Annotated in this window: 26 protein-coding genes and 3 pseudogenes; 16 read left to right on the top strand and 13 right to left on the bottom strand. The window is 55.6% G+C overall.

Going from position 1 to position 26,645, the window contains the following annotated elements; genetic code table 11:
* Positions 1-194 precede the first annotated feature (194 nt).
* Positions 195-1,121 carry a transaldolase gene (gene tal / locus N805_RS13950; RefSeq protein ID WP_028614038.1) on the bottom strand — a complete coding sequence of 309 codons (927 nt, stop codon included), beginning with the start codon at positions 1,119-1,121 and terminating at the stop codon, positions 195-197.
* Positions 1,122-1,418: 297 nt separating this feature from the next.
* Here tal and N805_RS13945 point away from each other — a divergent pair, with 297 nt between their 5' ends.
* Positions 1,419-2,477 carry an IS110 family transposase gene (locus N805_RS13945; protein ID WP_080956862.1) on the top strand — a complete coding sequence of 353 codons (1,059 nt, stop codon included), beginning with the start codon at positions 1,419-1,421 and terminating at the stop codon, positions 2,475-2,477.
* A 389-nt stretch (positions 2,478-2,866) separates the two neighbouring features.
* On the opposite strand, the gene dusA is transcribed toward N805_RS13945, so the two are convergent.
* Positions 2,867-3,877 (bottom strand): tRNA dihydrouridine(20/20a) synthase DusA, encoded by a 1,011-nt coding sequence (gene dusA / locus N805_RS13940; protein WP_019472827.1) that lies wholly within the window; start codon positions 3,875-3,877, stop codon positions 2,867-2,869.
* 104 nt (positions 3,878-3,981) lie between these two features.
* Between dusA and N805_RS29880 the strand changes: the two are divergent.
* Both N805_RS29880 and N805_RS13930 read left to right on the top strand, forming a co-directional pair.
* Positions 3,982-4,826: pseudogene (locus N805_RS29880) on the top strand (hypothetical protein).
* 309 nt (positions 4,827-5,135) lie between these two features.
* Positions 5,136-5,471: a GrlR family regulatory protein gene (locus tag N805_RS13930; protein ID WP_019472825.1), complete on the top strand. Its 336-nt coding sequence runs from the start codon at positions 5,136-5,138 to the stop codon at positions 5,469-5,471.
* A 301-nt stretch (positions 5,472-5,772) separates the two neighbouring features.
* On the opposite strand, the gene N805_RS30525 is transcribed toward N805_RS13930, so the two are convergent.
* A complete protein-coding gene (locus N805_RS30525) occupies positions 5,773-6,684 on the bottom strand; it encodes a hypothetical protein (protein WP_155412692.1) in 912 nt (303 codons plus the stop codon).
* A 338-nt stretch (positions 6,685-7,022) separates the two neighbouring features.
* Entirely contained in the window at positions 7,023-7,241 is a 219-nt protein-coding gene (locus N805_RS13925) for a pyocin activator PrtN family protein (RefSeq protein ID WP_019472823.1), read from the bottom strand.
* Between N805_RS13925 and N805_RS13920 the strand changes: the two are divergent.
* Together N805_RS13920 and N805_RS13915 are read left to right on the top strand one after the other, a co-directional pair.
* Positions 7,237-7,679 (top strand): annotated as a pseudogene (locus N805_RS13920) (glycoside hydrolase family 19 protein); the annotation flags it as partial. The gene N805_RS13925 and the pseudogene N805_RS13920 overlap by 5 nt on opposite strands.
* Positions 7,679-8,234, top strand: a pseudogene (locus N805_RS13915) (lysis protein). The pseudogenes N805_RS13920 and N805_RS13915, both read left to right, overlap by 1 nt.
* Here the strand turns inward: N805_RS13915 and N805_RS13910 are convergent.
* Positions 8,223-8,798, bottom strand: coding sequence for a hypothetical protein (locus tag N805_RS13910; protein ID WP_019472820.1), 576 nt, complete (start codon positions 8,796-8,798; stop codon positions 8,223-8,225). The pseudogene N805_RS13915 and the gene N805_RS13910 overlap by 12 nt on opposite strands.
* Before the next feature lie 182 nt (positions 8,799-8,980).
* Here N805_RS13910 and N805_RS13905 point away from each other — a divergent pair, with 182 nt between their 5' ends.
* Complete coding sequence (locus N805_RS13905; RefSeq protein ID WP_019472819.1) at positions 8,981-9,775, top strand: DNA adenine methylase; 795 nt, start codon at positions 8,981-8,983, stop codon at positions 9,773-9,775.
* Positions 9,776-10,008: 233 nt separating this feature from the next.
* Here the strand turns inward: N805_RS13905 and N805_RS13900 are convergent, their stop codons facing one another.
* A complete protein-coding gene (locus tag N805_RS13900) occupies positions 10,009-11,814 on the bottom strand; it encodes an AAA family ATPase (protein WP_019472818.1) in 1,806 nt (601 codons plus the stop codon).
* 251 nt (positions 11,815-12,065) lie between these two features.
* Complete coding sequence (locus N805_RS13895; protein WP_026034614.1) at positions 12,066-12,272, bottom strand: hypothetical protein; 207 nt, start codon at positions 12,270-12,272, stop codon at positions 12,066-12,068.
* Positions 12,273-12,583: 311 nt separating this feature from the next.
* Here N805_RS13895 and N805_RS29875 point away from each other — a divergent pair, with 311 nt between their 5' ends.
* Both N805_RS29875 and N805_RS13890 read left to right on the top strand, forming a co-directional pair.
* Complete coding sequence (locus N805_RS29875) at positions 12,584-12,943, top strand: hypothetical protein (RefSeq protein WP_080956810.1); 360 nt, start codon at positions 12,584-12,586, stop codon at positions 12,941-12,943.
* Positions 12,944-13,004: 61 nt separating this feature from the next.
* Positions 13,005-13,994 carry a hypothetical protein gene (locus N805_RS13890; RefSeq protein WP_019472816.1) on the top strand — a complete coding sequence of 330 codons (990 nt, stop codon included), beginning with the start codon at positions 13,005-13,007 and terminating at the stop codon, positions 13,992-13,994.
* 484 nt (positions 13,995-14,478) lie between these two features.
* Here N805_RS13890 and N805_RS30520 read toward each other — a convergent pair whose 3' ends face one another.
* Positions 14,479-15,909, bottom strand: a complete 1,431-nt coding sequence (locus N805_RS30520) for a hypothetical protein (RefSeq protein ID WP_155412691.1) — start codon at positions 15,907-15,909, stop codon at positions 14,479-14,481.
* Between the two features lie 614 nt (positions 15,910-16,523).
* Here N805_RS30520 and N805_RS13880 point away from each other — a divergent pair.
* Positions 16,524-16,811, top strand: coding sequence for a DUF1778 domain-containing protein (locus N805_RS13880; protein ID WP_019472814.1), 288 nt, complete (start codon positions 16,524-16,526; stop codon positions 16,809-16,811).
* The gene (locus N805_RS13875) at positions 16,769-17,290 is read left to right on the top strand and encodes a hypothetical protein (protein WP_230685723.1); all 522 of its coding nucleotides are present in this window, start codon (positions 16,769-16,771) and stop codon (positions 17,288-17,290) included. The genes N805_RS13880 and N805_RS13875 overlap by 43 nt, the downstream gene beginning before the upstream one ends.
* Positions 17,291-17,443: 153 nt before the next feature.
* Here the strand turns inward: N805_RS13875 and N805_RS13870 are convergent, their stop codons facing one another.
* From N805_RS13870 to N805_RS29870, 4 genes are all read right to left on the bottom strand, one after another.
* The gene (locus N805_RS13870) at positions 17,444-19,969 is read right to left on the bottom strand and encodes a TonB-dependent siderophore receptor (protein WP_019472812.1); all 2,526 of its coding nucleotides are present in this window, start codon (positions 19,967-19,969) and stop codon (positions 17,444-17,446) included.
* Between the two features lie 100 nt (positions 19,970-20,069).
* Positions 20,070-21,011 (bottom strand): FecR domain-containing protein, encoded by a 942-nt coding sequence (locus N805_RS13865; protein WP_019472811.1) that lies wholly within the window; start codon positions 21,009-21,011, stop codon positions 20,070-20,072.
* Positions 21,008-21,535, bottom strand: a complete 528-nt coding sequence (locus N805_RS13860) for a sigma-70 family RNA polymerase sigma factor (RefSeq protein ID WP_019472810.1) — start codon at positions 21,533-21,535, stop codon at positions 21,008-21,010. Before N805_RS13860 ends, N805_RS13865 begins: the two co-directional genes overlap by 4 nt.
* Before the next feature lie 73 nt (positions 21,536-21,608).
* On the bottom strand, positions 21,609-22,010 hold the full coding sequence (locus N805_RS29870; protein WP_080956809.1) for a GFA family protein: 402 nt from the start codon (positions 22,008-22,010) through the stop codon (positions 21,609-21,611).
* A gap of 216 nt (positions 22,011-22,226) precedes the next feature.
* On the opposite strand from N805_RS29870, the gene N805_RS13855 reads away from it, so the two are divergent.
* From N805_RS13855 to N805_RS13835, 5 genes are all read left to right on the top strand, one after another.
* Positions 22,227-22,754, top strand: a complete 528-nt coding sequence (locus N805_RS13855; protein WP_019472809.1) for a DUF3455 domain-containing protein — start codon at positions 22,227-22,229, stop codon at positions 22,752-22,754.
* A gap of 108 nt (positions 22,755-22,862) precedes the next feature.
* On the top strand, positions 22,863-23,411 hold the full coding sequence (locus N805_RS13850; RefSeq protein ID WP_026034612.1) for a sigma-70 family RNA polymerase sigma factor: 549 nt from the start codon (positions 22,863-22,865) through the stop codon (positions 23,409-23,411).
* Positions 23,408-24,115: an anti-sigma factor gene (locus tag N805_RS13845; RefSeq protein ID WP_019472807.1), complete on the top strand. Its 708-nt coding sequence runs from the start codon at positions 23,408-23,410 to the stop codon at positions 24,113-24,115. Before N805_RS13850 ends, N805_RS13845 begins: the two co-directional genes overlap by 4 nt.
* A 154-nt stretch (positions 24,116-24,269) precedes the next feature.
* Complete coding sequence (locus N805_RS13840; protein WP_019472806.1) at positions 24,270-25,403, top strand: PepSY-associated TM helix domain-containing protein; 1,134 nt, start codon at positions 24,270-24,272, stop codon at positions 25,401-25,403.
* Positions 25,400-25,615 carry a hypothetical protein gene (locus N805_RS13835; protein WP_019472805.1) on the top strand — a complete coding sequence of 72 codons (216 nt, stop codon included), beginning with the start codon at positions 25,400-25,402 and terminating at the stop codon, positions 25,613-25,615. The genes N805_RS13840 and N805_RS13835 overlap by 4 nt, the downstream gene beginning before the upstream one ends.
* Positions 25,616-25,687: 72 nt before the next feature.
* On the opposite strand, the gene N805_RS13830 is transcribed toward N805_RS13835, so the two are convergent.
* Positions 25,688-26,206, bottom strand: coding sequence for an RNA polymerase factor sigma-70 (locus tag N805_RS13830; protein ID WP_019472804.1), 519 nt, complete (start codon positions 26,204-26,206; stop codon positions 25,688-25,690).
* Between the two features lie 220 nt (positions 26,207-26,426).
* On the opposite strand from N805_RS13830, the gene N805_RS13825 reads away from it, so the two are divergent.
* Positions 26,427-26,642 carry an MbtH family protein gene (locus N805_RS13825; protein ID WP_019472803.1) on the top strand — a complete coding sequence of 72 codons (216 nt, stop codon included), beginning with the start codon at positions 26,427-26,429 and terminating at the stop codon, positions 26,640-26,642.
* Positions 26,643-26,645: the final 3 nt, after the last annotated feature.

Genomic DNA, 26,645 nt, shown 5'->3' with positions numbered 1-26,645 from the left:
TGGCTTATCGGGCCTCTTCGCGGGTAAACCCGCTCCCACACGCATACCCACAGGCCTGAAATTGGCGCTGTACTTGTGGGAGCGGGTTTACCCGCGAAGAGGCCCAGGAATTCAATTCACAACTAAAGCTTGGCAAAACAAAACGGGCGGAAAATGCTGAACACTTCCCGCCCGTCCGGCAAACCGGATATGTATCAGGCTTTTTCAGCCATCAACTTCTCCAGCTTCTCCTGGTCCCGCGCAAACTGGCGAATACCCTCGGCCAGCTTCTCGGTGCCCATGGCATCCTCGTTCATTGCCCAGCGGAACTGGCTTTCATTCAGCTGCTGCTTGGCCTCGCCGGCATTGCCCGGCTTGAGCACGCGCGGCAGTTCACCCTGGTCATCGCTCAACTGCTGCAAAAGTTCAGGGCTGATGGTCAGGCGGTCGCAGCCGGCCAGCTGTTCGATCTGGCCGATATTGCGGAAGCTGGCGCCCATCACCACGGTGTTGTAGCCATTGGCCTTGTAGTAGTTGTAAATGCGCGTCACCGATTGCACGCCAGGGTCCTCGGCGCCCACGTAATCCGTGCCGGTGCTCTTTTTGTACCAGTCGTAGATACGGCCTACGAACGGCGAAATCAGGAACACACCGGCATCGGCGCAGGCCTGAGCCTGGGCGAAGGAGAACAGCAGCGTGAGGTTGGTCTGGATGCCTTCCTTTTCCAGCTGCTCGGCAGCACGGATGCCTTCCCAGGTGGAGGCCAGCTTGATCAGCACGCGGTCTTTGGAGACCCCGGCTGCGTCATACAGCCCGATCAGCTGGCGGGCCTTGTTCAGCAGCGCCGGTTCATCGAACGACAGGCGGGCATCCACCTCGGTGGAGATACGCCCCGGAATGACCTTGAGGATGCCCGAACCCACGGCTACCGCGAACTTGTCGCACGCCAGGTCGACATTGCCCTTGGCGTCGGCCTTCACCTGCTTGAGCAGGTCGGCGTAGCCCGGGATGGCAGCGGCCTTGAGCAGCAGGGACGGGTTGGTGGTTGCATCGACCGGCTTCAGGCGGGTGATGGCATCCAGGTCCCCGGTGTCGGCGACCACGGTGGTGAACTGCTTGAGTTGTTCCAGCTTGGAAGTCATGGGCGTGCTCTGTCCTGTGCGTTTACTCGACATTACCCGAGCCCCGACAGCCGCTCAAGGGCCTGTAGAAGCGGGGTTGCCCACGAAGGGCTGTACATAAGGTGAAGATTCGAGTGCCCGGCCGCCTTGAGGTTCCACAGACTGCAATTCTCAAGCTCGCACGATCGTCTGTAATCGATGGACTCGCCCCCGCCGAGGCATCACAGTGCCACGGTGGCGTTCGAAGAAGCCAACGGCAGCGAGGGCGAGACCATGAAAAAGCATAGTTCGAAGCACGATTCCCTGTCTTCCACCGATGTGGAACTTTGCACAACCATCTGCGTAGACCTGGCCAAACAGGTCTTCCAGTTGGCAGGCGAGGACGCTACTGGTCGGGTGATCTACGAAGATCGCATCAAATCCCGTCAAGCATTCCATGACTTCCTGATCAGGCTGCCAACGACCGTGGCCGTCTTGATGGAGTGCGGTCCAGGTGCACAAGCCTGGGCCAGGCTGCTGCAAACCAAAGGTAATCCGGTTCGCATCCTGCCTGCGCAACGCGTCGCCGAACACCGTAGCGGCGCGAAGAACGACCGTAACGATGCCCATGCCATTCTGCGTGCCGGTCGCGATACCAGCATTGCCTCCGTACCGATCAAGAGCACCACAGCGCTGGCTATTCAAGCACTGCATCGCATCCGGCGCGGCAACATCAAGCGGCATACAGCGCTGGGCAATCAGATACGTGGCCTGCTGCTTGAGCATGGCGTATCCATGCCTCAAGGCGATGCCGCGATCAGTCAGCAGGTACCGCGGGCGCTTGAGGATGCCTCCTTGCCTCTGCCCGACTTGTTGCGCGAGTTGCTTGATGAGCTGCTGACTGACTGGCTGTCTTTAGGTGAACGCATTGCGGCGCTGAGTGGACGGCTCGAAGTGACAGCCCAGCAAGATAAGGTGGCACAGCGGCTGATCACCATTCGTGGCGTTGGCCCAATCATCGCCACGGCGATCGTGGCAAAACAGACCGAACCCAGCCGCTTCGCGAGTGGCCGAATGTATTCCGCCTTCTTCGGTATCGTGCCGGACCAGCACAGTAGCGGAAACAAAATCAGGCTGGGCAGAATGAGCAAGCGAGGTGACGGCTACATACGCAGCCTGATGATCCAGGGCGCGCATGCTGTCTTGAGTCAGCTAAGACCTGATTCCGATCAGCCAGACGATCGCCGCCTCTTGCGCTGGCTATCCCGCCTTGGACGCAAGGAGGCGGCGATCAGACTGGCTAATCGAAATCTGCGCATTATCTGGGCTCTGTTACAGAGCAATCAGGTCTACCAACGCAAACCGAACAACAACCCGGAGGCTGCTATGAGCCTCTGACCAACCGAGCAATGCCACCGGGGCGCTGAGCGCTCCAACCCCTGCTAGTGAACATTGACCCTAGGTAAGACCGTCGCAGACAGATGCCTCCGCTCCTACAGGCCTAACGTAATGGCCTCAATGTAAACGGCACACTGCGAGCTCACCACGATGTTGGCCAGAAGCGAAAAGCTTCCTCGAATAGGCCTGATACATAGATGCAACCGGGTTCCTATGTTCAAAAGCAGCTAGACAGTGTGGGCGAGTCCATACATAGGAGCGGCCTTGTGTCGCGATAGGGCTGCAAGGCAGCCCCAGGGTTTCAGTGCAAATGCATATAGTGTCAGGGCTGCCTTGCAGCCCTTTCGCGGCACAAGGCCGCTCCTACAACGGCCGTGTCGCGTGCACTGTCACCGTCCTTGCAGCAACTCTACCGCCTGGTCAAACACGGCCAGCGGCTGCGCCGCCTTGTGAATGTCCGCCGACAGCAACTGACGGAAGCGCCGCGCCCCCTTGAACCCTTGGGCCAGCCCCAGAATATGCCGGGTAACGTGGTGCATCGCGCCGCCACTTTCCATGTGCGCCACAATATAAGGCCGCAATTGCGCCAGTACTTCGCTACGGCTGACCACCGGCGCATCGCTGCCAAACAGCCGCTGGTCCACCTCGGCCAGCAGGTAAGGGTTGTGATACGCCTCACGCCCCAGCATCACGCCATCGAAGGTTTCAAGGTGTGCCTGGCATTCGTCCAGGGTCTTGATCCCGCCATTGAGCACGATCTCCAGGTCCGGGAAGTCCGCCTTCAGCTGCGCCGCGACGTCATAGCGCAGGGGCGGAACCTCGCGGTTTTCTTTCGGCGACAGCCCTTCCAGAATCGCGATGCGGGCATGCACGGTAAAACTCCGGCACCCAGCCTCGCGCACCTGCCCGACGAAGTCGGACAGTTCGGCATAGCTGTCGCGGCCATTGATGCCGATGCGGTGCTTTACCGTCACCGGTGTCGACACCGCATCCTGCATGGCCTTCACGCAATCGGCCACCAGCGCCGGGTGGGCCATCAGGCAAGCGCCGATCATGTTGTTCTGCACCCGGTCGCTCGGGCAGCCGACATTGAGGTTGACCTCGTCGTAGCCCGCGTCTTCGGCCAGGCGTGCGCAGGCTGCCAGGTCGGCGGGCACGCTACCGCCCAGTTGCAGGGCCAGCGGGTGCTCGGAGGCATCGTGGCGCAGGAAACGGTGGGCGTCGTTGTGCAGCAGGGCACCGGTGGTGACCATTTCGGTGTAGAGCAAGGTTTGCTTGGACAGCAGGCGCAGGAAGAAGCGGCAGTGGCGGTCTGTCCAGTCCATCATCGGTGCAACGCTGAAGCGGCGGGAGGGCTCAGGGCGCGTGATTTCTGGCTTTGAGGCTGATTCTAGGGGCATTCTGGTCTACGCATTTTGTACCATTTTTTCGGGGTGTTAGGCGTTTTTGGTGTGACAGTTGGTACGAAGTAACACCGCCAGTCACGCTTGTACCACCGGAAATCTTGGCAACGTTTAGAACAAGGAAAAAGGCCGGTGGAACGGTAAGCTATACCGTCCAGATCCGCCTCAAGAAAAAGGGTGTCCTAGTCTACCAAGAAGCCCAGACCTTCGCCCGTTAGCAGGCAGCGCAGGCCTGGGCGAAGCGACGAGAGACAGAGTTGGCAGTGTCAGGCGCAATCGAGCGCGCCAACCGTTGTGGGCATGCAGTCAAGGACATGATTGATCGCTACCTGGGGGAGCCGAGAAAGCCCGGCCGCTGGGTAAGACGAAGCGGCAGACCCTCTTGGCTATCAACAACAGTTACCTCGGCGAAGTGGTCGACTCCGACATCTCTCAGCAGGTGCTGGTGGACTATGGCCTCTGGCGTATGAGCCCTGAAGGCGGTGGCATCAAACCGCAGACAGCTGGCAATGATCTGGCTCACCTGGATTCCGTGTTGTCGTTGGCTAGGCCAGCGTGAGTGGACGAGATCAACCCCCAAGCTCTGCCCGACGCAGGCCTTGTCCTGAAGTGCCTCGGCTACAACGGCGATTGTGCCAAGCATGCCGCGTCAGTGCGCTGAGATCTTCCCTCACAACACCGATTTAATCGGTACGGCCTTGTCTAGCGCGTGCAAGGTAGTTGGCGTGGAGGACCTGCATTTTCACGATCTGCGCTACGAAGGTGTGAGCCGGTGGTTCGAAATAGATTCGGATATACCGATGATGTCGAGTGTTTCCGGTCATCGTGACTGGAACTCGCTGCGGCGTTACACCCACCTGAGGGGCGTGGCGATCGGTATATGGAATGGAGTTGGTTACAGCATATTATCCAGGCCCCGTTCACCCTAGGCGCCCGGGTTGAATAGTTGGTTGAAGTTTTAGCAGACCATCACTTGTTATCGTCTTGCCAAGCCGGTTGCATCGGACTTGAGTTTCATCATGGCGTGGCTTGATCGGAACAAAGCGGCCATGATCAGCCCTTCTCGCAACATCGCCTTGGGTTGATCCCTTTGGAATGGCCGCTTTCTACCTTAAGCGGTCGCTGAAAGGTAGCTGCAAATCTAGCGTCGGCTCAAAATTGCTCACGATCATCCACGCAATTTGTTACAACCTAGTTCTTGCGAGTTAGCAAATCGATCCTATTCTGTCTTTTCAACCCCTAGCTGGAGCATGTTATGTCTCAAGGCATTTTTTACGTCAAGTTTAAGGCCAATACAGGCGACTACGGCGATGGAATTGTGGTTGTGAAGGATGGCTCCGCGAATGGTGGCGATGCTCACTATCTGTATCGGGGGAAAGTGCCTGGACGTTCAGGCGAATTTCGATCGCAGTTCACGATCTCTAAATGGAAGTCAGGCAACACCAATGTCGTCGGCATTGACAACTACGTTCTTGATGCTAAAGGCGCCGTGGACTATGAAGGAGGTAAGCTACAGTTGGAAGGCGTGGTGGTCGGACAGCCCCAGCTGAAAATGAATATCGTCGGACATAAAATTGCCGACGCTGAGTGAAGTGTCGACTGCAAAGGAGTGTTAGTTCGTATAAGCCCTGCAGCGCCAAATGTGCTTTAGGGCTTTTGTCCTAAGTATCGAATAGCGCTCAGCGACACCGAGCGGCACAGTTGCCTTTCGCCATCTCCCATAGCGTATCACTCATAAAATTTAAGCTGTAGATAACACCGCTCTAGCGAATGAATGGCTAAGTATCTGTCGTTGCCGTATGTCGCTTAATGCCATTAAACATAGCTCTGTTCGGTTTGTCTGTCGATCAAGTGAGCAGTTTTGAGTGTGTTTTAGATTGTCGTTAATAATATCAATTTGTGTTGGTATTTGCAGGTTTTGGGTTAAAAATGAACGGTTGCCCTGGAATCAGATCGAAATTGCAGTCTTCTGGCGGAAGTCCAGAGAGTTTCAGATAATTGATGGTATCTGCTTTCTCGCCTAAGTCCTTTAGTATCTTTTGCTCCAGACGTTGCAAATGTGAAAGCATATGGACAAAGCCGCAGAGAATCTCATGACAATCTTCATGAAAATGCGCTTTTGATTCGCTTGTGGTTCTGATTTTTAGCGCCTGAACCCCTGAGTGTGCAGCTTGTGTGTTGCGTAATTTATTCACAAGGTCCATGTGGTCCATTGCGCAATGTTCGAATTCGAGGCAAAGATCAAATGGGCACGCTAGTGTGCCAACTAACGAAATGGAGTGAGGCTTGGCTCCGTTCTTCCGTTTGCAAGATGGGCAAGGTGACTCAAGCAACTGACCCAGCGCCATTCGTTGATATAAAGGCGCTGGAGTCTGAGTGCAGTGAAGAAGTTGTTTTATGGCGACTTCGCAAAACCTTGCTGCATTAATAAGTAACTCATTGTGCAGGCGAATCCTTTCGATCTCGACCCCGACTTCATCTTCATTTGCCGTTGGTGTGGTTGCGAAACTATAAGTGGCGTTGACTATTCTGCCCATTATTAGCGCAAGGGTAATGCCATTTTCTGTATAAGGGTTAGTATAGCCGCCGTTTGTCGGCGATTCAAATGGAGGCATAAGAGATAGATGCCCGAGCTGCAACATCCATGAATGCATTTCTGTCGCTAGCGGTAACATATTTGGTCCGGCAATCATCTCCCCTCTCCAGCGAAAAGCGTGCGGTCTAAAGCGCCAAGCATGATGCGTTCCATGCCACTCTCGTTTGCCTGGCTGCACAGGAACAATTTTTGGGTGCGTGTCGGTCATAGCTGCGCTCTCTAAAAGAACCGGTGACATTCCAATTGAAGCAGATTATAAATCTTTTTCTTGTCATGTTAAGCGACCCCGATTGGCCCTAGGCTACTCCAATGAAGGGCAGCGACACGCCCAACGCGGTCACTATCATGTAATGGATTTGGGCACTTCCGCCGTTCTGATCCAGCCGATTCAGGGCGAGTTGATAGCCGCCGATCGTAGGCGGCAGGTGTCGAAGGCGTATTCAGTTGGGTGGAAGGGGCGGATGCAGCCAGATGTTTTGTGCGGACGGCTGATACTGATCAAGTGGGGGGTGCTCTCTTCGTAACAGTCTGTTCGTCACCTCCTATTCAATTGCGCACACTCTTTACGCGCAGCACCCTTTGCTGGTCCAGGCAGAGAGCCAGATCGGCAATGTGTATGCCTCGGGCGCTCTTCTGGCTCGGTTCAAGTCGAGTGATGGGCAGCTTGATCTCCCCGGCCAGCACCTTCCGTTGGAATACGAACCGTGGGAGATGCGTGAAGTAGTCAGCGCATACCTGTTCGAGCGAGATAATCGCCAAGCGCATGGCGGCATTCCTTGCCCAGGTCGGCCAACTGCTCTATGTGCGCGAGCTCGGTAACGATGCCTACCTGGCCAAGTACGACACGGGAAGCCTGGCGGAGCGTCTCGGCAACACCCCGGCGGCTGATGGCGATGGTCAGCGGTACCGTGGCCGTGGGCTCGTTCAGATCACAGGCCGCGACAACTACGAGGCTTGCAGCGAAGCGCCGTTCGGTGACAGCCGCTTGCTCAACACCCCCGACCTGCTCGAGCAGCCCTTCTACGCCTCGCTGTCGGCCGGCTGGTTCTGGCAGCGGGCGGGGCTTAACACCCTGGCTGACAAGGTGCTAAGCAGGCCGATGACTCGGTTTTCGAGTCGGTCACCCGCCGCATCAATGGGGGCCTGAATGGGTTGAAAGATCGCCAGGCGCTCTATAAGCGAGCGCTTGAGGTGCTGCAGTAATGTCGCTGAATTGGCGTATCGCCTTGCTGGCCGCTGCGGTCGGGCTCTATGCCGGCGGCCGGGGCGTCTGGGTTTGGCAGGCCAGCGAGTACGGCAGGCAGCTTGCTGATCAGGCGGCTGATTACATTCGGCAGTTGGCCGACAAGGATCGAGCCTACGGCCGCGAGCGTGAAGAGGCTGCAGCTGCAGCCCTGGAGCAGTTGGAGGAGCAGCAGAACCAGCGACAAGCCCTGGAGGTTCGCCTGCAGGAGCAGGGCAAAACACATTGGCAGGAAATGAACGATGCATAAAACTCAAGCTCGCCTGCGTGACCGCCTTGCTACCGCTGATCTGCGGTTGTCATTCCTTGTCGACGCCGGAGCCTTTGCCACCCCGGGTTGTGACGGTGGGGTGCGAGAAACCGCCGGCACCGGAAGCCTGGTACATGGCGCCGTACGCGCCCAGCTTGACCGAGCGCATGCTCAACGAATTATCGCCATCACAGACGACGGCGACCGGGGACTTCTAGCATTGACTGCATGCCAAGCCTACGTTAAGGCGATTTCAAGTCCCTAAGGCTATGAACGCTCCATAGGCGCGATAAGTTCCGTACCCAAATAAACACAACGACGTCAAACCGAGAAGTACTGAGGCGATTTGCAATGAAACGCCAGCACGGGTTCGCCATTTTCCCTCTTCAGAATAAAGCAATTGAGTGAGGTAAGTCAGGCCCGACGATATGGTTGATAGGAAAGCTCCGACTACAAATATAGTCAGCGGTGCTGCAAATAGAGGAATGTTGAGTCGGCTGACATCCGCGAGTTTTCCGATGAAAGCTAGCAAGGCTACTGCTGCGCCTCCATTCAAGAGGACAATCGCCCGCAGGGCATTCTGGCCTGTCTGAATTACAGACTTGAACATTTCCAGGTCGGCGGAGTGGTTGTACTTCTCTTTCTCAACTTCAGACTGGAGATACGCCTTAAGACGCTCTATCAGAATGCTTTCACTTTCCTCACTTGCGCTGTTGATAAACTTATCAAGGCCTGACGTGAGTGTCTCTATGCTGACAGAGTCTTGGCCCTGCGCTGCGAAGTTTTCGATTTCGACTTTCAGTTGCTTAGCGAATTCTTTAGCACTCATCAAAACTCCCCAATCTTCGCTAAAAAATGAAAAGGAGCGGGCGTGGTTGGATGGGCCAACATCCGCCCATGTCCACCGAACCCGCAGACCTTTCCTGCAAGTCCAGCCGTGGCTCCTGCCTTGTGCACAAAGCCCGGCGAGCCTATCACCTGTTCATCCATACAGTAAAGACTTGCATACCTATGAGCTCTCCTATCATTCCCTGGATGGGTGGCAAACGCCGCCTGGCCGACCGCTTGATCCCTCTTTTTCCCCCTCATGAGTGCTACGTCGAAGTCTTCGCCGGCGGTGCCGCGTTGTTCTTCATGCGTCCCCAGCCCGCCCCGGTGGAAGTGTTGAACGGTCTCAACGGTGACCTGGTCACCCTTTATCGCGTTGTGCAAAACCACCTGGAGGAGTTCGTGCGCCAGTTTAAGTGGGCCCTCAGTTCCCGCCAGATCTTCGAGTGGCAGAAGATGACGCGCCCTGAAACGCTGACCGATATCCAGCGAGCTGCGCGGTTCTTTTACCTGCAACAGCATGCGTTCGGTGCCAAGCTCACCAGTCAAGCATTCGGAACCGCCACCACAGGTCCACCGATCAACCTGCTGCGCATCGAGGAGAACCTGTCTGCTGCGTGGCAGCGTCTCGCTGGTACCTACGTCGAGAACCTTTCCTGGCTCGACTGTGCCGAGCGCTATGATCGAGCACATACGTTCTTCTACATGGACCCGCCTTATTGGCAGACCGTTGGCTACGGTGTGGAGTTTCCGTTTGAGGAGTACGAACGGATGGCCGACTTCATGCGGCGATGCAAGGGCAGGGTGATGGTCAGTATCAACGACCACCCTGACATTCGGCGGGTTTTCGACGGGTTCCATTTTGAGTGTTTGGATATCCGCTACAGCACTACCAACCAGCGTCAGTGTAAGGCGGAGGTTACCGGCGAGCTGGTAATCATGAACTGGCAGCCATCAGCACTCGGCGGTTTGTTTTAATGGCCAGCTGTCCATAAGGATTTCCGGTAAAATCGAGGCCCCGTACCGCACGGTACGGGGCCGTTTTTGCCCGTCTAGCCGAAGTGATTGAGCAGCTGAACGGCCAAAATGATTTTAAGCCTACTCCAGTCCTTCACCTGGTCACTAATACTACGCGCCTGCTCCAAAGTGCAGGACAGGATCGACCTGCTGCGGTTGCAATGCTAACTCCACCAGCTGCAAGCCAGCATGTTTTATGTGTTTTGTATAAGTCTAAGCGTTTGTGATATTTCCACTGGGATGAAACCTCTGAAGTCGTCGATAATATCAAGGATAGCCAATTTTAATCCTGATTCCCTGTTATTTTTTCTTAATCCCATAAGAGCGGCGAAGGTCGTGGTAATGAGCTTTTCATAATCATGGCCCTGGTATTGTATGAATTTTCCAGGGTATTCCAATTTAAATCCATTCTCCCAATGCACTGTTTCAAGGTTGATTAAATCGAAGCCGCACTGAATGAGGAAGCTGTTAATCATGATTTGGCATTCATCATTTCTTAAGTTGGATGCTTCAGTGTAGGAGGTTTTTCCCGTGCTTAGGCCGAAGTCGTAATAGGTTTTTTTTCTTGTTCTAATAAGTGCGAGGCATATGAAGATTGGGTCAAGAATGTAGTTATCGATCGCATAACGTTTATTTTCTCCAAGTACTAGTATGGAGTCGCTCGATTTATTGTTGTTATCATAGTCGATTATTCCCCAGGCTAGATCGTTTCCAGATTCTCGGAGTTTTTTAACAATCGCTATAACGTCAGAGCAATTTGTGTCTCCGCTATGAGGCTCAACAAAGATAGGTGTATAGTTGAATCTGTTATCTCGGTTGATGATTTGAAAAAGATATGAATAGTACTCCACGTCATATCGACCCTCTACAAAAATTTGTCGCCGATTTTCATAAGATACTCTCAAGTGGGGTATGCCCTTCGTGAGAACCTGAACTGCCCGATGACCGCTGACCATGGTCAGGTGCTTTGATGAGCGATCCAGATCAAAAATGGAGTTCTCCGGAGCCAGGGCAACTGTAGTGGGAGAGTGGGTGGTCATCACTACGGTTACACCTGACTTACCGACAATGATCTCCTTTATAGTGTCAATGAGCATTTTTGAAAAGTTAGGGTGAAGTGGCGCATCTGGTTCATCAAGCAGAATTACCTTGTTCTTCGTACCGCTTTCGCCTGTATTGTAGATGGCTAGGACTAACGCCAATATGACTTTTTCGCCTGACGATAGCTCACTAGCTGAGGTTAATCTTCCGTTGATTTGGTTGATAAGGCGAAGAGTGTAAGGAAGCTCCGGGTCGTCTTCGCCAGGGTCGTTGAAGCGGTAAGGAAGGCCCGATGTTTCGAGCACTTGATTCATTAACTCCCAAGGGGGAGGACCGAAAACCTCGGAGAAATCTTCTTGCGATAAATACGAAATGTTGCGAGCCGGATATTTTGCTGAGAGGTATTCGCTTACTTCATTTTTGAATCGTCTTCTTTGATAATCTTTGAACGCCATGGCGCACTGTGAGGCAAATAGATTTTCTTTGCTATATGTGATATCGATAAAATTATGGAAGTCTTCTAACCCCATGTCTGTGGCTTTTTTGCCTGTGTGCTTAATAAAACGCTTTACCGCCACAACGCCCGGCGATTCGGTGCCGAATGCTGGAGCTAAATAATCTTCTATTATGTTTTCTGGCAGTGCGGTTGAGGGATTGCTGACAGCCCACATACTGAGGTGATGAGAGATGTCTGACCAGTACATTTGTATTGTGTCAATGATGCTACTGTTGTCGCTCGCCTCCGTAATTTGGGGGGTTAGGGAGTTATAAGGTATCAGGCTGATGTTTTGTGCAGTTTGCCCTTCAATCGTCAATTCGGAAAGCTGTGGATTTGCCATGGCCTCTAATAAGTGGGTTTTTCCGCTGCCGTTCAGTCCCGTGATTATGCTGAATGAAGGGAGCGTAAAGTATAGCTCTTTAGGTATTGATTTGTGTGCGCTTTTGATAAGCACCTTCATATTGAAATAATTCCTGTTTTGAAATTGCTCGTATCTAAAGGTATTTTGCGGATTGTAATGCCTTGGGATTGTTTTTAGTCAATCTTTGCAGTTCAAATTACCAAGTGTTTGAGTGCAAAACAATAGTTTTTGATGGTTGAAGTATGCAACTCTTTTAAGCGAAAGCGTCATTCCAAGCCCACCGGCAGCGCTAGTCAGAAGTGGTTTCTGTCAGCGGAAATTTTTAATAACCACTCTAGTTGCGGGCTAGCTCATTCCTGGAGGCGTGCTATGCCTGTTGAGATCGCCCCAGCATGGACATCGAGGGTGGCTAGGGCGGCCATGACGTTTTCATGTATGTGGACTGAAACGCGATGGCTCACCCATAGCGAAAGCTCCTCCAGAGCTGCTCTGATGGCGATCTGGTTCAGGTGCAACAACTCGAGGGTGTCACCTATGGTCGAGGCTTGGTCATCCATGTGCATGCTCTCGGTAGAAAATTTCTTGGGCTACGGGCAAATTTTAGGGCGTGTGGCCTTATGCAGGCCATCCGCTACTGCCAGAATAGCCTCGAATGCTGGCCCCCGGAGGATTGTTGAGGTCATCAGGCGCGTTCAAATCTCTATGCTTGCGGAAGGATCAATGCAGATGAGAATTAGAGATATATTTCTTGATGAGGCGATCAAGGCGCCCCGCTTCCATCACACATCATCCGCGTATGCGCGCGGATGCATGATTTTTTGATATCATCTGGTAGAAGTTAAAGAATTTCATCAAAAGGGGAAAGCAAGTGGCAGTGAATTTTTTTACTTCGGATCCGCAAGCTTTGTTGGATGGTTTTAATAAGTGTATCGATCAGGATGAGTCTAAGGGAAAAATTACAACTTGGATTCGTGATAAAGACGGGGACTACACGCACGTCGCGGATGATTGGAAACACAAAGCTTGGTTTAGGCCGAAAATAATCGACGGCGCTTTAGTTTTTAATATTTTTGGGCGAAAAACAGTTGTCATGCCGACAAAAGTGTATGGGTATTATCATGGTCATTTGACCGAAACTTTCCTTAATCACTTCGACAAAATGTTTAGTAGTTGCTCTTCTACAGCGCTTCCGACGAAAGGTGATCGTCTAGGAGGAAGCGGGGCTTAATCTGATTTTTGGATCTCCGGATCCATCAGTATATTGGTCTTAATTAGCAGGGAGCAGGCTGGTGCACAAAGATAGCGACGATTTTGGTAAGGTTAGTCACAATCGATTGGCTCCGAAGGAGGAGGCTGTTGCTGATTGTGACGGAAAGCGAGTTGATGGAAGTTTTAAACAGGAAGAAAAGTTTCCTGCATCTGAGTTTCAGCTATCGATTGAGGACAAGTGGCAGGATAAGTCGCACGATGAGTTGAGAGCAGAGGTTGAGAATCAGCTGAAGGGGCAGGGCCTATCCGACGCACCACCAAAATTTATAGATGAGCTTGTGCTCAAGATTTACAATGACTTGGGTGCAAAAAGGCGTACGCAACGTATAAAAGCTTTTTTCAAGGTGATTGTTCTTTCATGCTTAGCACTTTCTTTTGCGGGTCTAATGGGCTCGATGTCCAGGATGGCTGAAAGCTATGTGTCCCGGGAGGAAGTTCGCGGTGCGTTGACTAATGTGATTTTGAAAGGTGCAAATATAGATGATGTCAAGCTAGTATACTTGTCTGAGGTTTCCGGTAATCCTGTGGATAGCATATGGCCATATCTAAAGCCTTATTTGTATTATGAGAAAGGCTCTTTAACTTTGTTGCAGGTTCTCAATGATTTGAAAGTGGCTCGTTTGAAGGGGGAGCAGAAGCTAGATGATCAGGATTTGGGATTTATTGCTCAGATTGATTCGCTTGTTTTAGAACACAATAAGGTCAACCCCTTCGATGGGCTGGATGAGCAAAGTTTGCGCGATTTTCGTAATATATCTCTGAAGCTCAATGGTGTTGAATACGATAAAGTCAAGGATGAGTTACTTAATTTGAACTCTGCGATTAAGGAGAAGAATAGACTTATCGGGCAGTATTTGAGTAGTAGTAATTGGAGTTTGTATGTGTCAATTTTTGGTGTTATTTTTTCAGTCGGTGTAGTCGTCGTCGGCCAAATATTTTCAATGAGGAAGCCGAGTCAGAAGCAGTTAATTATCGATGCGCTGAATGAACGTATGGCTAATAATAAATAGCCAGGTAGACGCGCCGACTACGGTCTTGGAGCTAAAATTGACTGGTCCAAAATTATACTGGATCAGTTTATGAATCAGTAGGCCCTCAAGGTAGTGGTTGCAACCTATATAAGCCCAATCTGCGAGCGGCGCTAATCATGTCTGGGTTCTGTCGGCTGCGCATGAAACCGCTGCTAGCTGCGGACAAACTCCTTTTGCCACCTCGAGGATTATAGTCGTATAAAAATTTAGCGATTTTACCGCGATCAGTGGCTGGGTCAGCCTGCGTTGAGAGGGTAGGAGAGTGGGGCAAAAATGGGGCAGATCGTACGCCATTCCATGCCAATCCATGCCTAAGTCTAAGGTGATGCCTCAATGCAGAAGGTGCCCAACCCCTGATGCTCCGGGCCTTTGGCGCCTTATGCTGTTGCTACTACAGCACAATCGGGGTGTGCTGCAAAAAACCTTTGGTTGCTGTATTTCATAGTGATTAGAGATAGGCAGATTAATCTGCGGTCTCATCTTGAGGTATTGGGTCCGATAATTGTCGAACGGCGTAGCCAATTGTGTATCCGTCAAAGTAGAAGTCTGAGCCATTTGTTAAGTGTAAAAGAATTCGGTTTAGAATGATTCGCAGTATTTTGGTGTCGCGCATGTGCTGAATAACATCATCTTCTGCGATATTGTTGCCGTGTGCCGCATCGTTGCGCTTATTCCAAGCTTCAGTCTCAAGTGAACCTAGAGATAGACCTAGATCGCTAAAGAATCGAGAGGCTAGAATTTTTTGTGGTGCGATGTTGCTGTTACTAAGTTTGTCGATGAATAACTTTAATTCAGGCTCGCTAGTGCATACTTTCTCAAGATATTTTTGAATAAATTTCCTGTGTCTCTTGAAGGCGGGTTTGCTGATGATTGTTCTATTGATGCTTGTTTTTACGTCCTCGAAATATTCTTTTTGAATACCTTCGATCAGAGCCCCGTAGTAAGCAGGCTTCATAAAGTAAGCGGCGGCTTCTGCATGCCATAATCGCCAGGGTATTTGAGCGATACTGTACTTTTCGCTATGGCTTACGAAACCTTGCACCATACGCTGGACTAAGGTTTTATCTATCTGATTAGTATTTCCGTTTGATGTAGTGATAGGGGCGGGGGGAAGACCAGCCAAGTGCCATGCGCGGCCACCCATCGTGTACGGAGTCACTGCTTCAAGTGAGATGATAGCGCCTCGAAAAGTGAAACTTGTAAATCCAAAATAGATGAGTGGAGTACCAAAAACCAGTGACAGGCCGTCTCTAACTAGTCTCCGTAGTTGTTCGGGTGGATGGCCGCGATAGAAAATAAACCCTGCATTTTTCACGTTGGGTGCGTTAATTACTTTGCCGATTATTACATCCTCATCATTGATTTTGAGGTGGAGGCAATTGTAGCTGCATGAGCCTGTTGTTGCGGAGGTGGCTATATCAAGTTCGGGAAGGCTGCCGAATTTTAGTGATTTTTCAGTTCTGGAAGAAAAGTTATTGTTGTCAGGCCATATGTAACGGTTTGGGATGTTCCCAATATGTTCAATAGTGTATTCGGGAAGGCTTGGGGAGTCCGCCGTGAAAAGAATCTTTTCTATCGTGAACGTGTCGGTGGTGGTGCTTTGGTGGGAAATATCTAATTTACTTTTTGTGTGATGCACGCCATGCAGGCATATTTCGCCTAAACACGATTTAAGCAAAATCTCACTGTTGTTTCTGTAAATTGTCCCGGGTGGAATTTTTTGTTCGATTCCCGAATTTCTGGGTGGGCCAGAAGCAAAGAGTTCTAGCTTGTACTCGCTGTCTCGTTTCAAAGTAAGACTTACATCGCTATCAAGTCCAAATTCATTTTCTAAAACTTGTAATGGTGCTTGGCTCAAAAACTCTTCAAAAGGATCCCATTTCCAGATGCTCATTTCTCACCCTACGTAAAGAGGCCTGCATTGGAGATGATGGCATAGTGCCGCCTTGCATGCTATCGCAGTGCTGTCTCTCAGCAGAGGGGCAGGTATAGAGAGACTGAGATCCTTCAGAATCCTATTGCGGTACTCAGATGTTGGAGATGTTGGTGAAAGGTATCTGAGGGTCAGAGTGGTACAAAAATGGTACGCGATTATGCACCCTGGCTGAGAAGCCTTGCGGCTTAAGGGCTGGAAGAAAAGCTACCCCAATCCATCATCGGTGCAACGCTGAAGCGGCGGGAAGGCTCAGGGCGCGTGGTTGTTGGGTTAGAGCCTGTATTAGCGGTCATATCGTTCAACGTTTTCGGTACCGAATGCTGGATTTTTGGGCGTAGCAGCAAATTGCAGGGGCGGCTTAGCAAATGCTGGCAACAAAAAGGATCTGCGTGTGCCCGGGGTGTCGGCTAGTTTACCAAGAGAGCTTGGTATCCGTCTGGTAACAGGTCGAGTCCTCGGTCTACTTCCAATCCGCGCGTGTAAGTCAAACTGATACACGGGTGTAGACGTTAGCTACACGTGCTGGTACCGTCGCTGTGTGGAGACCGCTCCGCAGCTATGGAGAAATAGTCATGTCGGCTCAAATCAAAGAGCGTGAAAAGCCCGTACCGATCAACATGCGAGTGGATACCAGGAAACGCAGCCTGATCGACGCGGCTGTAGAGCTGCTGGGAACGGACAGAACCAGCTTCATCCTGGATGCCGCCTGCCGCCGAGCAGAAGAGGTGATCATGGACCGCCAGCTGTTTCTTCTCAGCGACGAAGCCTTCGACCGCTTCGAGCAGGCACTGGAGCACAACGCGTTAAAGGATAACAAGTGCCTACAGAAACTCATGTCCAAACCCGCTCCGTGGAGCTGAGCAAGCCCGTAAAGCTGAGTGAAGTTCATGACTTCACTGGTTTTGACTGTGGCGAACGCTCTATCAACGAGTACCTGCACAAGCAGGCAAGGAAGGCCCAGCAAGAACAGCTGGCTGTGGTGTATGTGACGTGCTTTAAGGGTACCTGCCAGGTGGCAGGGTTCTACACCTTGTCCAGCGGCTCGATTGCGCGGCAGTCTGTGTTGCCCCGGAGACTGCAGCGCAATACGCCGACTGCACACCCGGCTACCATTCTTGGTCGGATGGGGGTGACCCTTGTGGCTCAAGGCTACGGGTTTGCCGAAGGATTGCTGCAGGATGCGATTTTTCGGGTCATGGCGTCTACGGAGGTGGTGGCTTCTTCGGCGATTCTGGTTCATCCGCTTGACGAAGCGCTTGCCGATTTCTACGCCCGTAAGGCCGGGTTTGTTCGCTGTCCTGATTTGTCTCCGCTGACTATGATGTTGTCCTTGCGCTAGGGCGCAACAAGCGGGCAGGCCAAGGCGCACGACCTCGGCGCTGCCTACCGACCCGCCGCCGTACCCAGTTCGTCCGGCGCCAGCAGCGCTGGCTAGATAAACCCCGTCCCCGGCGTGGTGGCGCCGGGGCTTCGTGAGGTGCCAGGCAATTCCCTAGAAGCTGTACTTCACATTGACCATCAGGTTACGCGGCGCCCCCCAGAAAACCGTCCCGTAGTTGCCAATGCCACTGTAGTAGTGCTTGTCGAACAGGTTGTTGACGTTAAGAGTTGCTTTCAGGTTGCGGGTAAAGTCATAGCCACCCACCAACCCCACCAGCGCGTAGGACTTCTGTTCAAACTTGGCAGCCGGGTCGTCGATTGCGTACCAGTCCTCATCGCTTGGCTTGAAGAAGGTCGCACTCTGCCAATACGCATTGCCGCCCACGGTGAACTTGTGCCAATCGCCCTGCAGGCGGTAGTTGGTCGCCAGCTTGAGCAGATGCTGCGGTTGGTTGGTTGCCACGCGCTGGTCATCAGCATCGTGGGATTCGGCGAAGGTGTAGCCCGCCATCACTTGCAGGTCCTTCATCAGTTCGCCGTTTACTTCCAGCTCGACGCCGCGGGTGGTGACGCCTTGCGCCGCCCGGTAGGCGCTGCCGCCACTTGGCGTGGTGCCGCCGGTAAGCACAGCGAAGTTGTCCTGCTTTAGCTCGAACAGGGCCAGGCTGGCATTCAGGCGGTTTTCGAAGTAGGCGCCTTTGATACCGATTTCATAGCTTGCACCGGTAAGTGGGTCGATAGGCTTGCCGTCCGCGCCGAGGCTATACGCCTGCGGTTTGAATACGTCGGTGTAGCTGGCATACACGGTGTGGTACCGGTCCAGGTCGTAGGTGACGCCAGCGTAAGGCACGATTTCGCTGGAGTTGGTGGCGCTGGCCGGGAGGCGGCGACCGATGGCGTTGATCGTGTCGATGTCCCATTTGTAGTCGACGATCCGTGCCCCCAGGATGACGGCCAGCGCGTCGGTAGGTTTCAGGATGGTTGCCGCAAAGCCCACCTTCTGCCGCGCCTCGATATCGAAGGTGGACCACCATTCGAAGTTGGTTGGGGTATCGCCGTAGCCGTCCCACTGGAATACATCGTCGATGACGCCATTGGTTACGCCATCATCACGCTTGGAGGTGGATTTGGTGTGGGCGATGCTGTAGCCGAACACGGCTTCATGCACGCGCCCACCCAGCGAGAACGGGCCGCGAGCATACAGGTCCAGGCCTTTTTCCTTGCTGGTGGTGTTGAATTTGCTCGCGGTGCCGTTGTTGTTCACGGCGCCGGTTTCGGGGTCGATGTTGCCGCCGACAAAGCCATGAGAAATGCTGCCGTCTGCCTGAATGGCCTCGCTGCTGATGCCCGAGATCAGCTCGCGCGATCGGTAATCACGGCTGCTGAGTACGCCTTTGAGTACCCAGTCGTTATCGAAGGTGTGGGCAAGTTCCGCAAAGGCGCGCTGGGTTTCCTGATTGCGCCAGGTCCAGCGGTCGGCGGCGTTGGTGTCACGGTCGAACTTGACCGTACGGCCATCGAGAAAGAACGCGGGCAGTGCGCCGGTGGTGCTGCCGTTGTCGTAGTTTTTCTGCACGTCGTAGCCAAGCGTGAACAAGGTGTTCTCGCTGAGGTCGGCCTCCAGCACGCCATACAAGGTGTTCTGCTCGCCGGTCAGGTACTCGACGTAACTGTGTTGGGATTGGGTGCCAGCCACCATGCGGCCACGGATATTACCGCTGTCGGTCAATGGGCCGGCAAGGTCGAAGTCGGCCTGGTATTTGTCCCAGGACCCGGCGCCTGCGCCGATACGGCCCTGCAGTTCGGCAGTGGGGCGCTTGCGCACCAGGTTGATGACCCCAGAGGGGTTGCCGGCGCCGTTGACCAGGCCGGTTGCGCCCTTCAGTACTTCGACCCGGTCATAGACCAGGCTGTTGCCGATGCTGTAGTTGTCGCGCAATGAGCCGCCGTCGGAGGACAGGCTGGGCACGCCATCGAACTGGTAGTTATCCAGCTTGAAACCGCGCGAGTAGAAGGTAAAGGCTTCGGAGCTTTCCTGGTTGACCGTGACACCGGGCGTTTGCTTCAGGACTTCGGACACACTTTGCAGGTTCTGGTCGTCCATTTGCTGGCGGGTCACCACGCTGATCGACTGCGGGGTTTTGCGTAGGCTCAGGTTCAGCCGCGTGGCGGCGGCGGTTTCGCCGGTGGTGTAGGAGCCGCTTCCCTCGGTGGTCAGGCCCAAACCTTCACCCGTGATGCTGGTTGCGCCCAGTTGCAGTGCCGAACCAGCATCAACCTGGCTCACCAGCACATAGTCGTTGCCCACCCGCTGGGCCTGCAACCCACTACCGGCCAGCAGTTGGGCAAACCCCTGTTCGATATTGAAGCGGCCGTGCAGCCCGCTGCTCTGGCGACCCTGGGTCAGCGCCGCATCGAACGACAGCAGCACCCCGGCCTCGCGGGCGAAGCGGTTCAAGGTCGTCATCAACGGCCCTGGGGCGATGTCGTAGACGCGGCTGGCCTGTTCGGCGTGGGCCTGGGCGCCCGTCGACAGCAGCGGGGCGAGTAGCCCGGCATGCAGTGCGATGGCGCTGCCAAGCAGCAGGGACGTGAGGTGTTTTCGGCGCGGGTATGGGCAGCTTGTTGTTATAGGCATGACAGCTCCTTCAAATGCCTGTTTGGGCGGTTTGCAGGAGAGCTCGAACGAGAGAGGCCAATCCGACAATGCGGCTGAGAAATATTTTCACCTGACGCTGTTACGTGGCAGGCATCAGCCTGACCCAGTAGCGCGTCCAGGTGCTGATCTTCAGCTGCAGCGCCTCGGCGATCGCTACCAGGGCGCGGTCGGTGTCGTCCAGTGGATACACCCCAGCCAGGCGCAGCCCGGCCACGTCGTCACTGCAGCTCAGTAAGCCGGGCCGGTAGCGCTGCAGTTCGGCCAGGGCGCGGCGCAGCGGCCAGCCGTCGAGCACCAGCTGACCATCACGCCACGCCGTGCGAGCCAGGTCGGCTGGGCGTGGCTCGGGCAGCGGGCCGTTGTCGAAGGCCAGGGCCATCCCCGCGTCAACCCGCACCTCGCGGGCGCTCGCAGCGTTGCGCACCGCAACGGCGTGTTCGATAACGGACAGCTCGGTGCAGTCGGCATGCAGGCGTACGGTGAAATCAGTGCCCAGGGCGCGCATGTCGCCATGCACCGTGCGCACACGCAGCGGGCGAGAGTCAGCGGCGGTGTGTACGGCGATTTCGCCTTCGATCAGGACGATCAGGCGCTGCTCTGCACTGTAGCGGATATCCACCACAGAGGCTGTATTGAGCGTCAGTCGCGTGCCGTCCTGCAGGGTCAGGCTGCGGCGTTCGCCGGTCGCGGTACTCACATCGGCCAACCAGATGGGGGCGTTGCGGTACCCTGTCCAGGCTACCCCGGCCAGCCCCACACCGAGCACCAGCGTCTTGAGCACCGTACGCCGTCCCGTCCCGATTTGTCCTGCGGCAAGGGTGTGCCGTGCCAGCGGGCCATGCACGCCGGCAAGGCCTGCCTGCAACTGCTCCAGCCGCCCCCAGGCCCAACCGTGCAAGGGTGATTGCTCGAGCCAGGCTTGCCACTGTGCCCGGGCTTGCGCGCAGTCAGGTGCTGCGAGAAAGCGCGCATGCCAGTGTGCCGCTTCGCGCAGGGCCTGGCGCTGGTCGGAGGGGCTCACAGTTGTGCATCGAAAGCGAACAGCAGGCAACGTTCGGTGGCCTTGGCCATGTACTTCGTCACCGAACTGACCGACACACCCAGGCGCTGTGCGACCTCTGGGTAGGTCAGGCCATCGAGTTGCACATACAGGAAGGTATCGCGCACTTTCTGGCCCAGCCCGTCGAGCATGGCGTTCAACTGCATCAGGGTTTCCAGCATCAGCAGGCGTTGCTCGGGCGAGCACTCTTCGAGTACTGGCTGGCTGCCGAGGAACTCCAGGTAGGCTTGCTCAAGGTTGCGTCGGCGCAGTTGGTCGATCATCACCCGCCGCGCCACGGTGGCCAGAAAGCTGCGAGGCTCTGCCAACGGCTGGCGTAGCGCGCTGCTGATCAGGCGCAAGAAAGTGTCCTGGGTAATATCGGCCGCCCGGTCTGCATTACCCAGGCGCCTACGAATCCAGCCTTGCAGCCATTGGCTGTGGTCGCGGTACAGGGCGTGCATCTCATCATGCCGGGCTGATGCGGGCGGCTGCGGGTAGGGCACCTGGATCTTCCTGATTATAAAATGCGGATAAGAATTGATCGCAATTATAGGGCTATCAGGATGCTTTGCAATGTCAGTGATTTTGAGGGACTGAGCTGCAGGGCGCGTACCAAGGGGCAGCAGAGTCGACGTGCAGATGTTGCTGCTTCTTGGGCAGGAACGGTGTATCAAGCGTGCCCAGGGCTATCGAAACCCAGTCGGCAAACTCACCTTCGGAGCGTGACCAGAACAAGGTCGAGCCGCACTCTACGCAAAATTCCCGCACCACCGTCGGCGAAGACGCATAGGTCTTGATACTGGTAGCGCCGCGAAGGATGCGCAGCATGCTGCGCGGAACGCTGCCGTATGAAGCGAATGCTGCCCCGTGCCCTTTGCGGCACTGGCTGCAATGGCAGTGGCTCACAGCTTTTGGCGGGGTAAGCAGCAGGTAACTGACCGCTGCGCACAAGCAGCTTCCTTGGTATGCCTCTTTCACTGGCGCTTCCGTGCAGGTGGAAAACGCCAGCGTAACCGCCCCGGCGTGATCAGTCGACCGTGGCACGCCTGCACACCGGCTTCGGTGTCAGCACGGTATCGATAACGAGCCTGCAAAATTATTGTTGAGCCGGTGCATCCAGAACGGCACCCGATGGGTAGTTCTTATCAGGCAGTCGGTGATTGCCTGACCCATGACCCCCACGGAGTTCGCCCCATGATCATCAAGCCCGCTTTCTCCCTGCTCGCCGCCTGCCTTGTACTCGCGTCTGCACCCGCCCATGCCCAGTCGGGCGTCCCGGAGGCGGTCAAGGTTCCCGATGGCCACGCCATCATGCTGGAAACCGTCGGTGTCGGTGAGATCACCTACGAATGCCGCGACAAGGCCAATGCGCCAGGCCAGACGGAGTGGTTTTTCGTGGGCCCCAAGGCGGTGCTCAACGACCGCAGCGGCAAGCCTGTGGGTGACTATTTTGGTCCTCCGGCCACCTGGCAGGCCAAGGACGGTTCGAAAGTGACCGGCACCCAGCTTGCAGTAGCCCCGGCGGCCAAAGGCGATATCCCGTATCAACTGGTCAAGGCCAACCCTGCCGAGGGCAAGGGCGCAATGCAGGGGGTCAGCTACATCCAGCGCCTGGCTACGCGCGGTGGGGTAGCGCCTTCCATGGACTGCACGGCACAGAGCAAAGGGGCGCAGCAGACAGTCAAGTACCAGGCGGATTACGTGTTCTGGTCAGCCAAGTGAGGAGGGCTTGAGCAGCACACCAGCGATTGATCATCTACGCTGCTGGACGTGCCCCAGGCCGGTAAGCCAGGGCACCGTCCAGGTTTCATGATGAAGGAACGCCCCATTTTGAATTCGCCCGTTGTTCCATTTGATTTCGAGGGCTGTCTTGCCGCTTGCGCCCAAGGAGACCGCCACGCCTTGCAGGCGCTCTATGAACATGAGGGGGCACGTTTGCTGGGCGTCGCACGGCGCATCGCGCGCGACCAGGCGAGCGCGGAGGACATTGTTCACGATGCCTTTGTCCGTATCTGGACACGTGCTGCCAGCTATGACCCAGCGCGCGGTTCAGCACGGGGCTGGGTGTACAGCATCACCCGTCACCTGGCGCTGAACTTCGTGCGTGACAGCCGCTGGGAAGCCGAGCTGGACGAGCCTGGCATGGGCGCGGCTGTCACACTGGCCCCGGAGCTGGACGACCTGCAACTGTGGTCAGGCTCGGCGAAAATCTATCGCTGCCTTGAGCAACTGCAACCCGCTCCCCAGCGTTGCATCCTGCATGCGTATGTGGACGGTTGCAGCAATGCCGAAATCGCAACCCTGCTGGGTGCGCCGTTGGGCACTGTTAAGGCATGGATCAAGCGAAGCCTGAAGGCCCTGCGGGAGTGCATGACATGAAGCGTACCCCAGGTGATGACAGCGCCGATGACCTGGACGACCTGGCGGCCGAGTATGTGCTGGGGACCTTGAGTGGCGAGCTGCGTGCTGCCATGCAGGACCGTTTGAAAACGGAGCCGGCCGTACGAGCCGCGGTTGATGCCTGGGAGGCGCGACTGCTCGAACTGACCACGCAGGTTGAACCCATCACCCCAAGCCACCGCTTGTGGGGCCGGATCGAGCGCAGCCTTGAAGAGGTTTACCCGCCCAGGCATCCACGCGCTGGCTGGTGGCAGCGGCTTGGACTCTGGCAGGGCTTGAGCGCTGCGGGGCTTGCAGCGAGCTTGCTTCTGGCCTTTGCGCTGTTGACCAAGGCGCCGCCTGTGACCACCTACATGGTGGTGCTCGTAGCGCCGTCGGGCCAGGCCCCGGGGTGGGTAGTGCAGGCCAACGATGCGAGCATGATCGAACTGATCCCGCTTGGCGTGGACGATGTGCCCGAAGGCATGACCTTGCAGTTCTGGACCAAGGGCGAGCAGTGGCGCGCACCTGTTTCGCTGGGGTTGGTCAAACCGGGCGAACAGTACCGCGTGCCGCTGACGCGCCTCCCTGCGCTTGAGCCCAATCAGTTGTTCGAGCTGACCCTTGAGAAAGCGGGGGGCTCTCCCACGGGGGCGCCAACGGGCCCGGTGAAGTTCATCGGCCGCGCAGTGAAAGTCATATGAGCCAGGCAGGCTTGCAGCAATGGTTGCCAGGGCAGCAGGCGAGGGCATACCGCATTATCACCGTTTGCATCCACATCAACTGGCGCGCTTTGCGCAGGCACAGGTAACCTGCACACTTCGTTGTCGCGTATGTACTGCCGAAGGAACACTGCGCATGACCCGCCAAGCCCTCAAGTACTGGTACCTGGTGCACAAATGGACCAGCCTGGTCTGTACCCTGTTCCTGCTGCTGTTGTGCCTCACCGGCTTGCCGCTGATCTTTCACGAGGAAATCGAGGCAATCTTTGATCCGCATCCGGCGCCCAATGCGCTGCCTGTCGATGCCCCGGCCATCGACTACGACAAGGTCATCGCCGGGGCTCTGGCCGCGCGTCCGGACGAGGTGGTGCGCTTCGTCGGCGTGGAGCCGGACGACCCCTACGGCGCAGTGTTTACTGGCAAGACCTTGGTACCGCCGCCGCTGGACGGCCATGTCCACCTGTTCGACAAGCGCAGCGGCGAGCTGTTTGCTCCCGAGCCGCCCGAAAGCGGCTTCATGGATGTGGTCTTGCGCCTGCACACCGATCTGTTCCTTGGCCTGCCCGGCTACTTGCTGCTGGGTGCGATGGGGTTGTTGCTGGTGGCTTCGCTGGTGTCGGGCGTGGTGGTGTATACCCCGTTCATGCGCAAGTTGGAGTTTGCCACCGTGCGCACCGGGCGCAGCCGTCGACTGCAATGGCTCGACTTGCACAATGTGCTGGGCATGGTGACCCTGGTGTGGGTGATGGTGGTGGGCATCACTGGGGTGATCAACACGCTGGCGCTGCCCATCGTGGGGTTGTGGCAGAACGGCCAGCTGGCCGAGATGACGGCCCCCTACAAGAACGCGCCGCCGCTGAAAACGCTCGGCTCGCTGCATGCGGCGCTAGAAACGGCGCGGGCAGCAGCGCCTGAACTGGAGCCGGTATTCGTCGCTTTCCCAGGCACCCTGTTTAGTAGCCAACACCACTACGCGGTATTCATGCGTGGCAAGACCCCGGTGACCTCGAAGCTGCTCAAGCCGGCATTGATTGATGCCAAGACCGGGCGATTGACCGACATGCGTGATATGCCGCTTTACGTGCGTGCGCTGCTGATCTCGCAGCCGCTGCATTTCGGTGATTACGGACGCTTGCCGCTGAAGATCGTGTGGGCGGTGCTCGATCTGATCGCCATCGTGGTACTGGCTAGCGGCGTTTACCTGTGGTGGGGGCGTAGTCGCCTGGTGCCGGAGGCGGACCTGGCGAAGGCGCGGAGGGCAGGGGCATGAGGCGTGGGCTGTGGATGATATTTCGCTGGCCGCTGCTGATCGGTCTGCTGATGGCGTTGGGGTTGTCGTCCGCTCTGCTGGGCGACGGCCTGTACGACCTTATGTCATGGTTCGCGCTGGGGTTGCCGCTGATTATTGTCGGCGGCGTCTTGGGGTGGCGTCAAAAACGCCGTGGGCACCGAATGCCCAAAGAACACAGCATCCCTTTGTAGCCACAGGCCGGTCAGCGCCCTTTATAAGCGGCCTGTGCGCTCAAGCATGTCCCCCATTGCTCTTGCACTAGGCTACAACGCCTTTTCTCGGCAGTGCTGCAGCGCGTCGCGAATCATCGCGTTCACCAGGGGGGGAGATACGCCGAGGATCTTGGCGATCTCCCGCTGCTTCATGCCATGTATCCGGCACATCTCGAAAGCGTAGCGGGTGCGCTCGGGCAGGTCTGCCAAGGCTCCGGAAACGCGTTCCAGTACCTGCTGGTCCGATACCAGCGCCTCGGGTGTCTCACCGCAGATGGCCGGCGACTCGCTGCTGTCGGCATCATGGCACATCAGCCGCTCCTCGAACTGGCGTCGACGGTAGTGGTCGATCGACAGGTTGCGCACCACTCGCGTCAGGTAGGACGCCTGGGAGTTGATCTGCTCCGATTCGGCAGCATCGTCCACTTTCATGAACGCTTCGTGAACGATGTCTTCTGCGTGGCTGCGGCAGCCAATGATTTTCGCTGCAAGCCCGATCAGGCGCGAACGCTGCTCAAAGAACACGCCAAGCAAGGGGGACCCATTGTGGGCTGCACCGTGTTTCTGCATGAGACACCTGATCCATTTGAAGTCTGGTAGCGAGGACGCTGAATCTAGTATTACTAAGAATTATTTGCAACAAGTCTCCGATTTCGTCGTGGGCCTTATCTGATGATCGGACAGAAAACAGTCTTCTGAAGTTATTCCGCAGTCATTCGTCGTTGTAGGAAAGCGCGCCGCAGGCATCCCTGCGAGCCGCGTTCCACCGACAGAGACGGAGAAATTTCAGATGGCTTTCGACCGCGAAGATGCAACGTTCAAGGTACTGGTCAACGCCGAGGAGCAGTATTCCCTGTGGCCTGACTACAAGGCCGTGCCGGCCGGCTGGCGCGAAGCCGGCAAGAGCGGCCCGAAGCAGGAGTGCCTGGACTATATCGAAACAGTCTGGACCGACATGCGCCCTTTGAGCCTGCGTCAGCACATGGACGAGCAGGCCGGCCGGTGAGCC

The organism is Pseudomonas putida S13.1.2, from assembly GCF_000498395.2.
Lineage (GTDB): Bacteria > Pseudomonadota > Gammaproteobacteria > Pseudomonadales > Pseudomonadaceae > Aquipseudomonas > Aquipseudomonas putida_Q.
The sequence above is the reverse complement of the archived record's forward strand: the minus strand, read 5'-3'. Positions and strand labels throughout refer to the sequence as shown.

Coding starts and splice junctions, on each gene's coding strand:
- N805_RS13825 (WP_019472803.1), top strand. CDS start 26,427: ATGGCTTTCGACCGCGAAGATGCAACGTTCAAGGTACTGGTCAACGCC.
- dusA (WP_019472827.1), bottom strand. CDS start 3,877: ATGCCCCTAGAATCAGCCTCAAAGCCAGAAATCACGCGCCCTGAGCCC.
- N805_RS13870 (WP_019472812.1), bottom strand. CDS start 19,969: ATGCCTATAACAACAAGCTGCCCATACCCGCGCCGAAAACACCTCACG.
- N805_RS13905 (WP_019472819.1), top strand. CDS start 8,981: ATGAGCTCTCCTATCATTCCCTGGATGGGTGGCAAACGCCGCCTGGCC.
- N805_RS30525 (WP_155412692.1), bottom strand. CDS start 6,684: ATGACCGACACGCACCCAAAAATTGTTCCTGTGCAGCCAGGCAAACGA.
- N805_RS13910 (WP_019472820.1), bottom strand. CDS start 8,798: ATGAGTGCTAAAGAATTCGCTAAGCAACTGAAAGTCGAAATCGAAAAC.
- tal (WP_028614038.1), bottom strand. CDS start 1,121: ATGACTTCCAAGCTGGAACAACTCAAGCAGTTCACCACCGTGGTCGCC.
- N805_RS13895 (WP_026034614.1), bottom strand. CDS start 12,272: ATGGATGACCAAGCCTCGACCATAGGTGACACCCTCGAGTTGTTGCAC.
- N805_RS13930 (WP_019472825.1), top strand. CDS start 5,136: ATGTCTCAAGGCATTTTTTACGTCAAGTTTAAGGCCAATACAGGCGAC.
- N805_RS13840 (WP_019472806.1), top strand. CDS start 24,270: ATGACCCGCCAAGCCCTCAAGTACTGGTACCTGGTGCACAAATGGACC.
- N805_RS13900 (WP_019472818.1), bottom strand. CDS start 11,814: ATGAAGGTGCTTATCAAAAGCGCACACAAATCAATACCTAAAGAGCTA.
- N805_RS30520 (WP_155412691.1), bottom strand. CDS start 15,909: ATGAGCATCTGGAAATGGGATCCTTTTGAAGAGTTTTTGAGCCAAGCA.
- N805_RS13925 (WP_019472823.1), bottom strand. CDS start 7,241: ATGCGCTTGGCGATTATCTCGCTCGAACAGGTATGCGCTGACTACTTC.
- N805_RS13855 (WP_019472809.1), top strand. CDS start 22,227: ATGATCATCAAGCCCGCTTTCTCCCTGCTCGCCGCCTGCCTTGTACTC.
- N805_RS13835 (WP_019472805.1), top strand. CDS start 25,400: ATGAGGCGTGGGCTGTGGATGATATTTCGCTGGCCGCTGCTGATCGGT.
- N805_RS13880 (WP_019472814.1), top strand. CDS start 16,524: ATGTCGGCTCAAATCAAAGAGCGTGAAAAGCCCGTACCGATCAACATG.
- N805_RS13830 (WP_019472804.1), bottom strand. CDS start 26,206: ATGCAGAAACACGGTGCAGCCCACAATGGGTCCCCCTTGCTTGGCGTG.
- N805_RS13845 (WP_019472807.1), top strand. CDS start 23,408: ATGAAGCGTACCCCAGGTGATGACAGCGCCGATGACCTGGACGACCTG.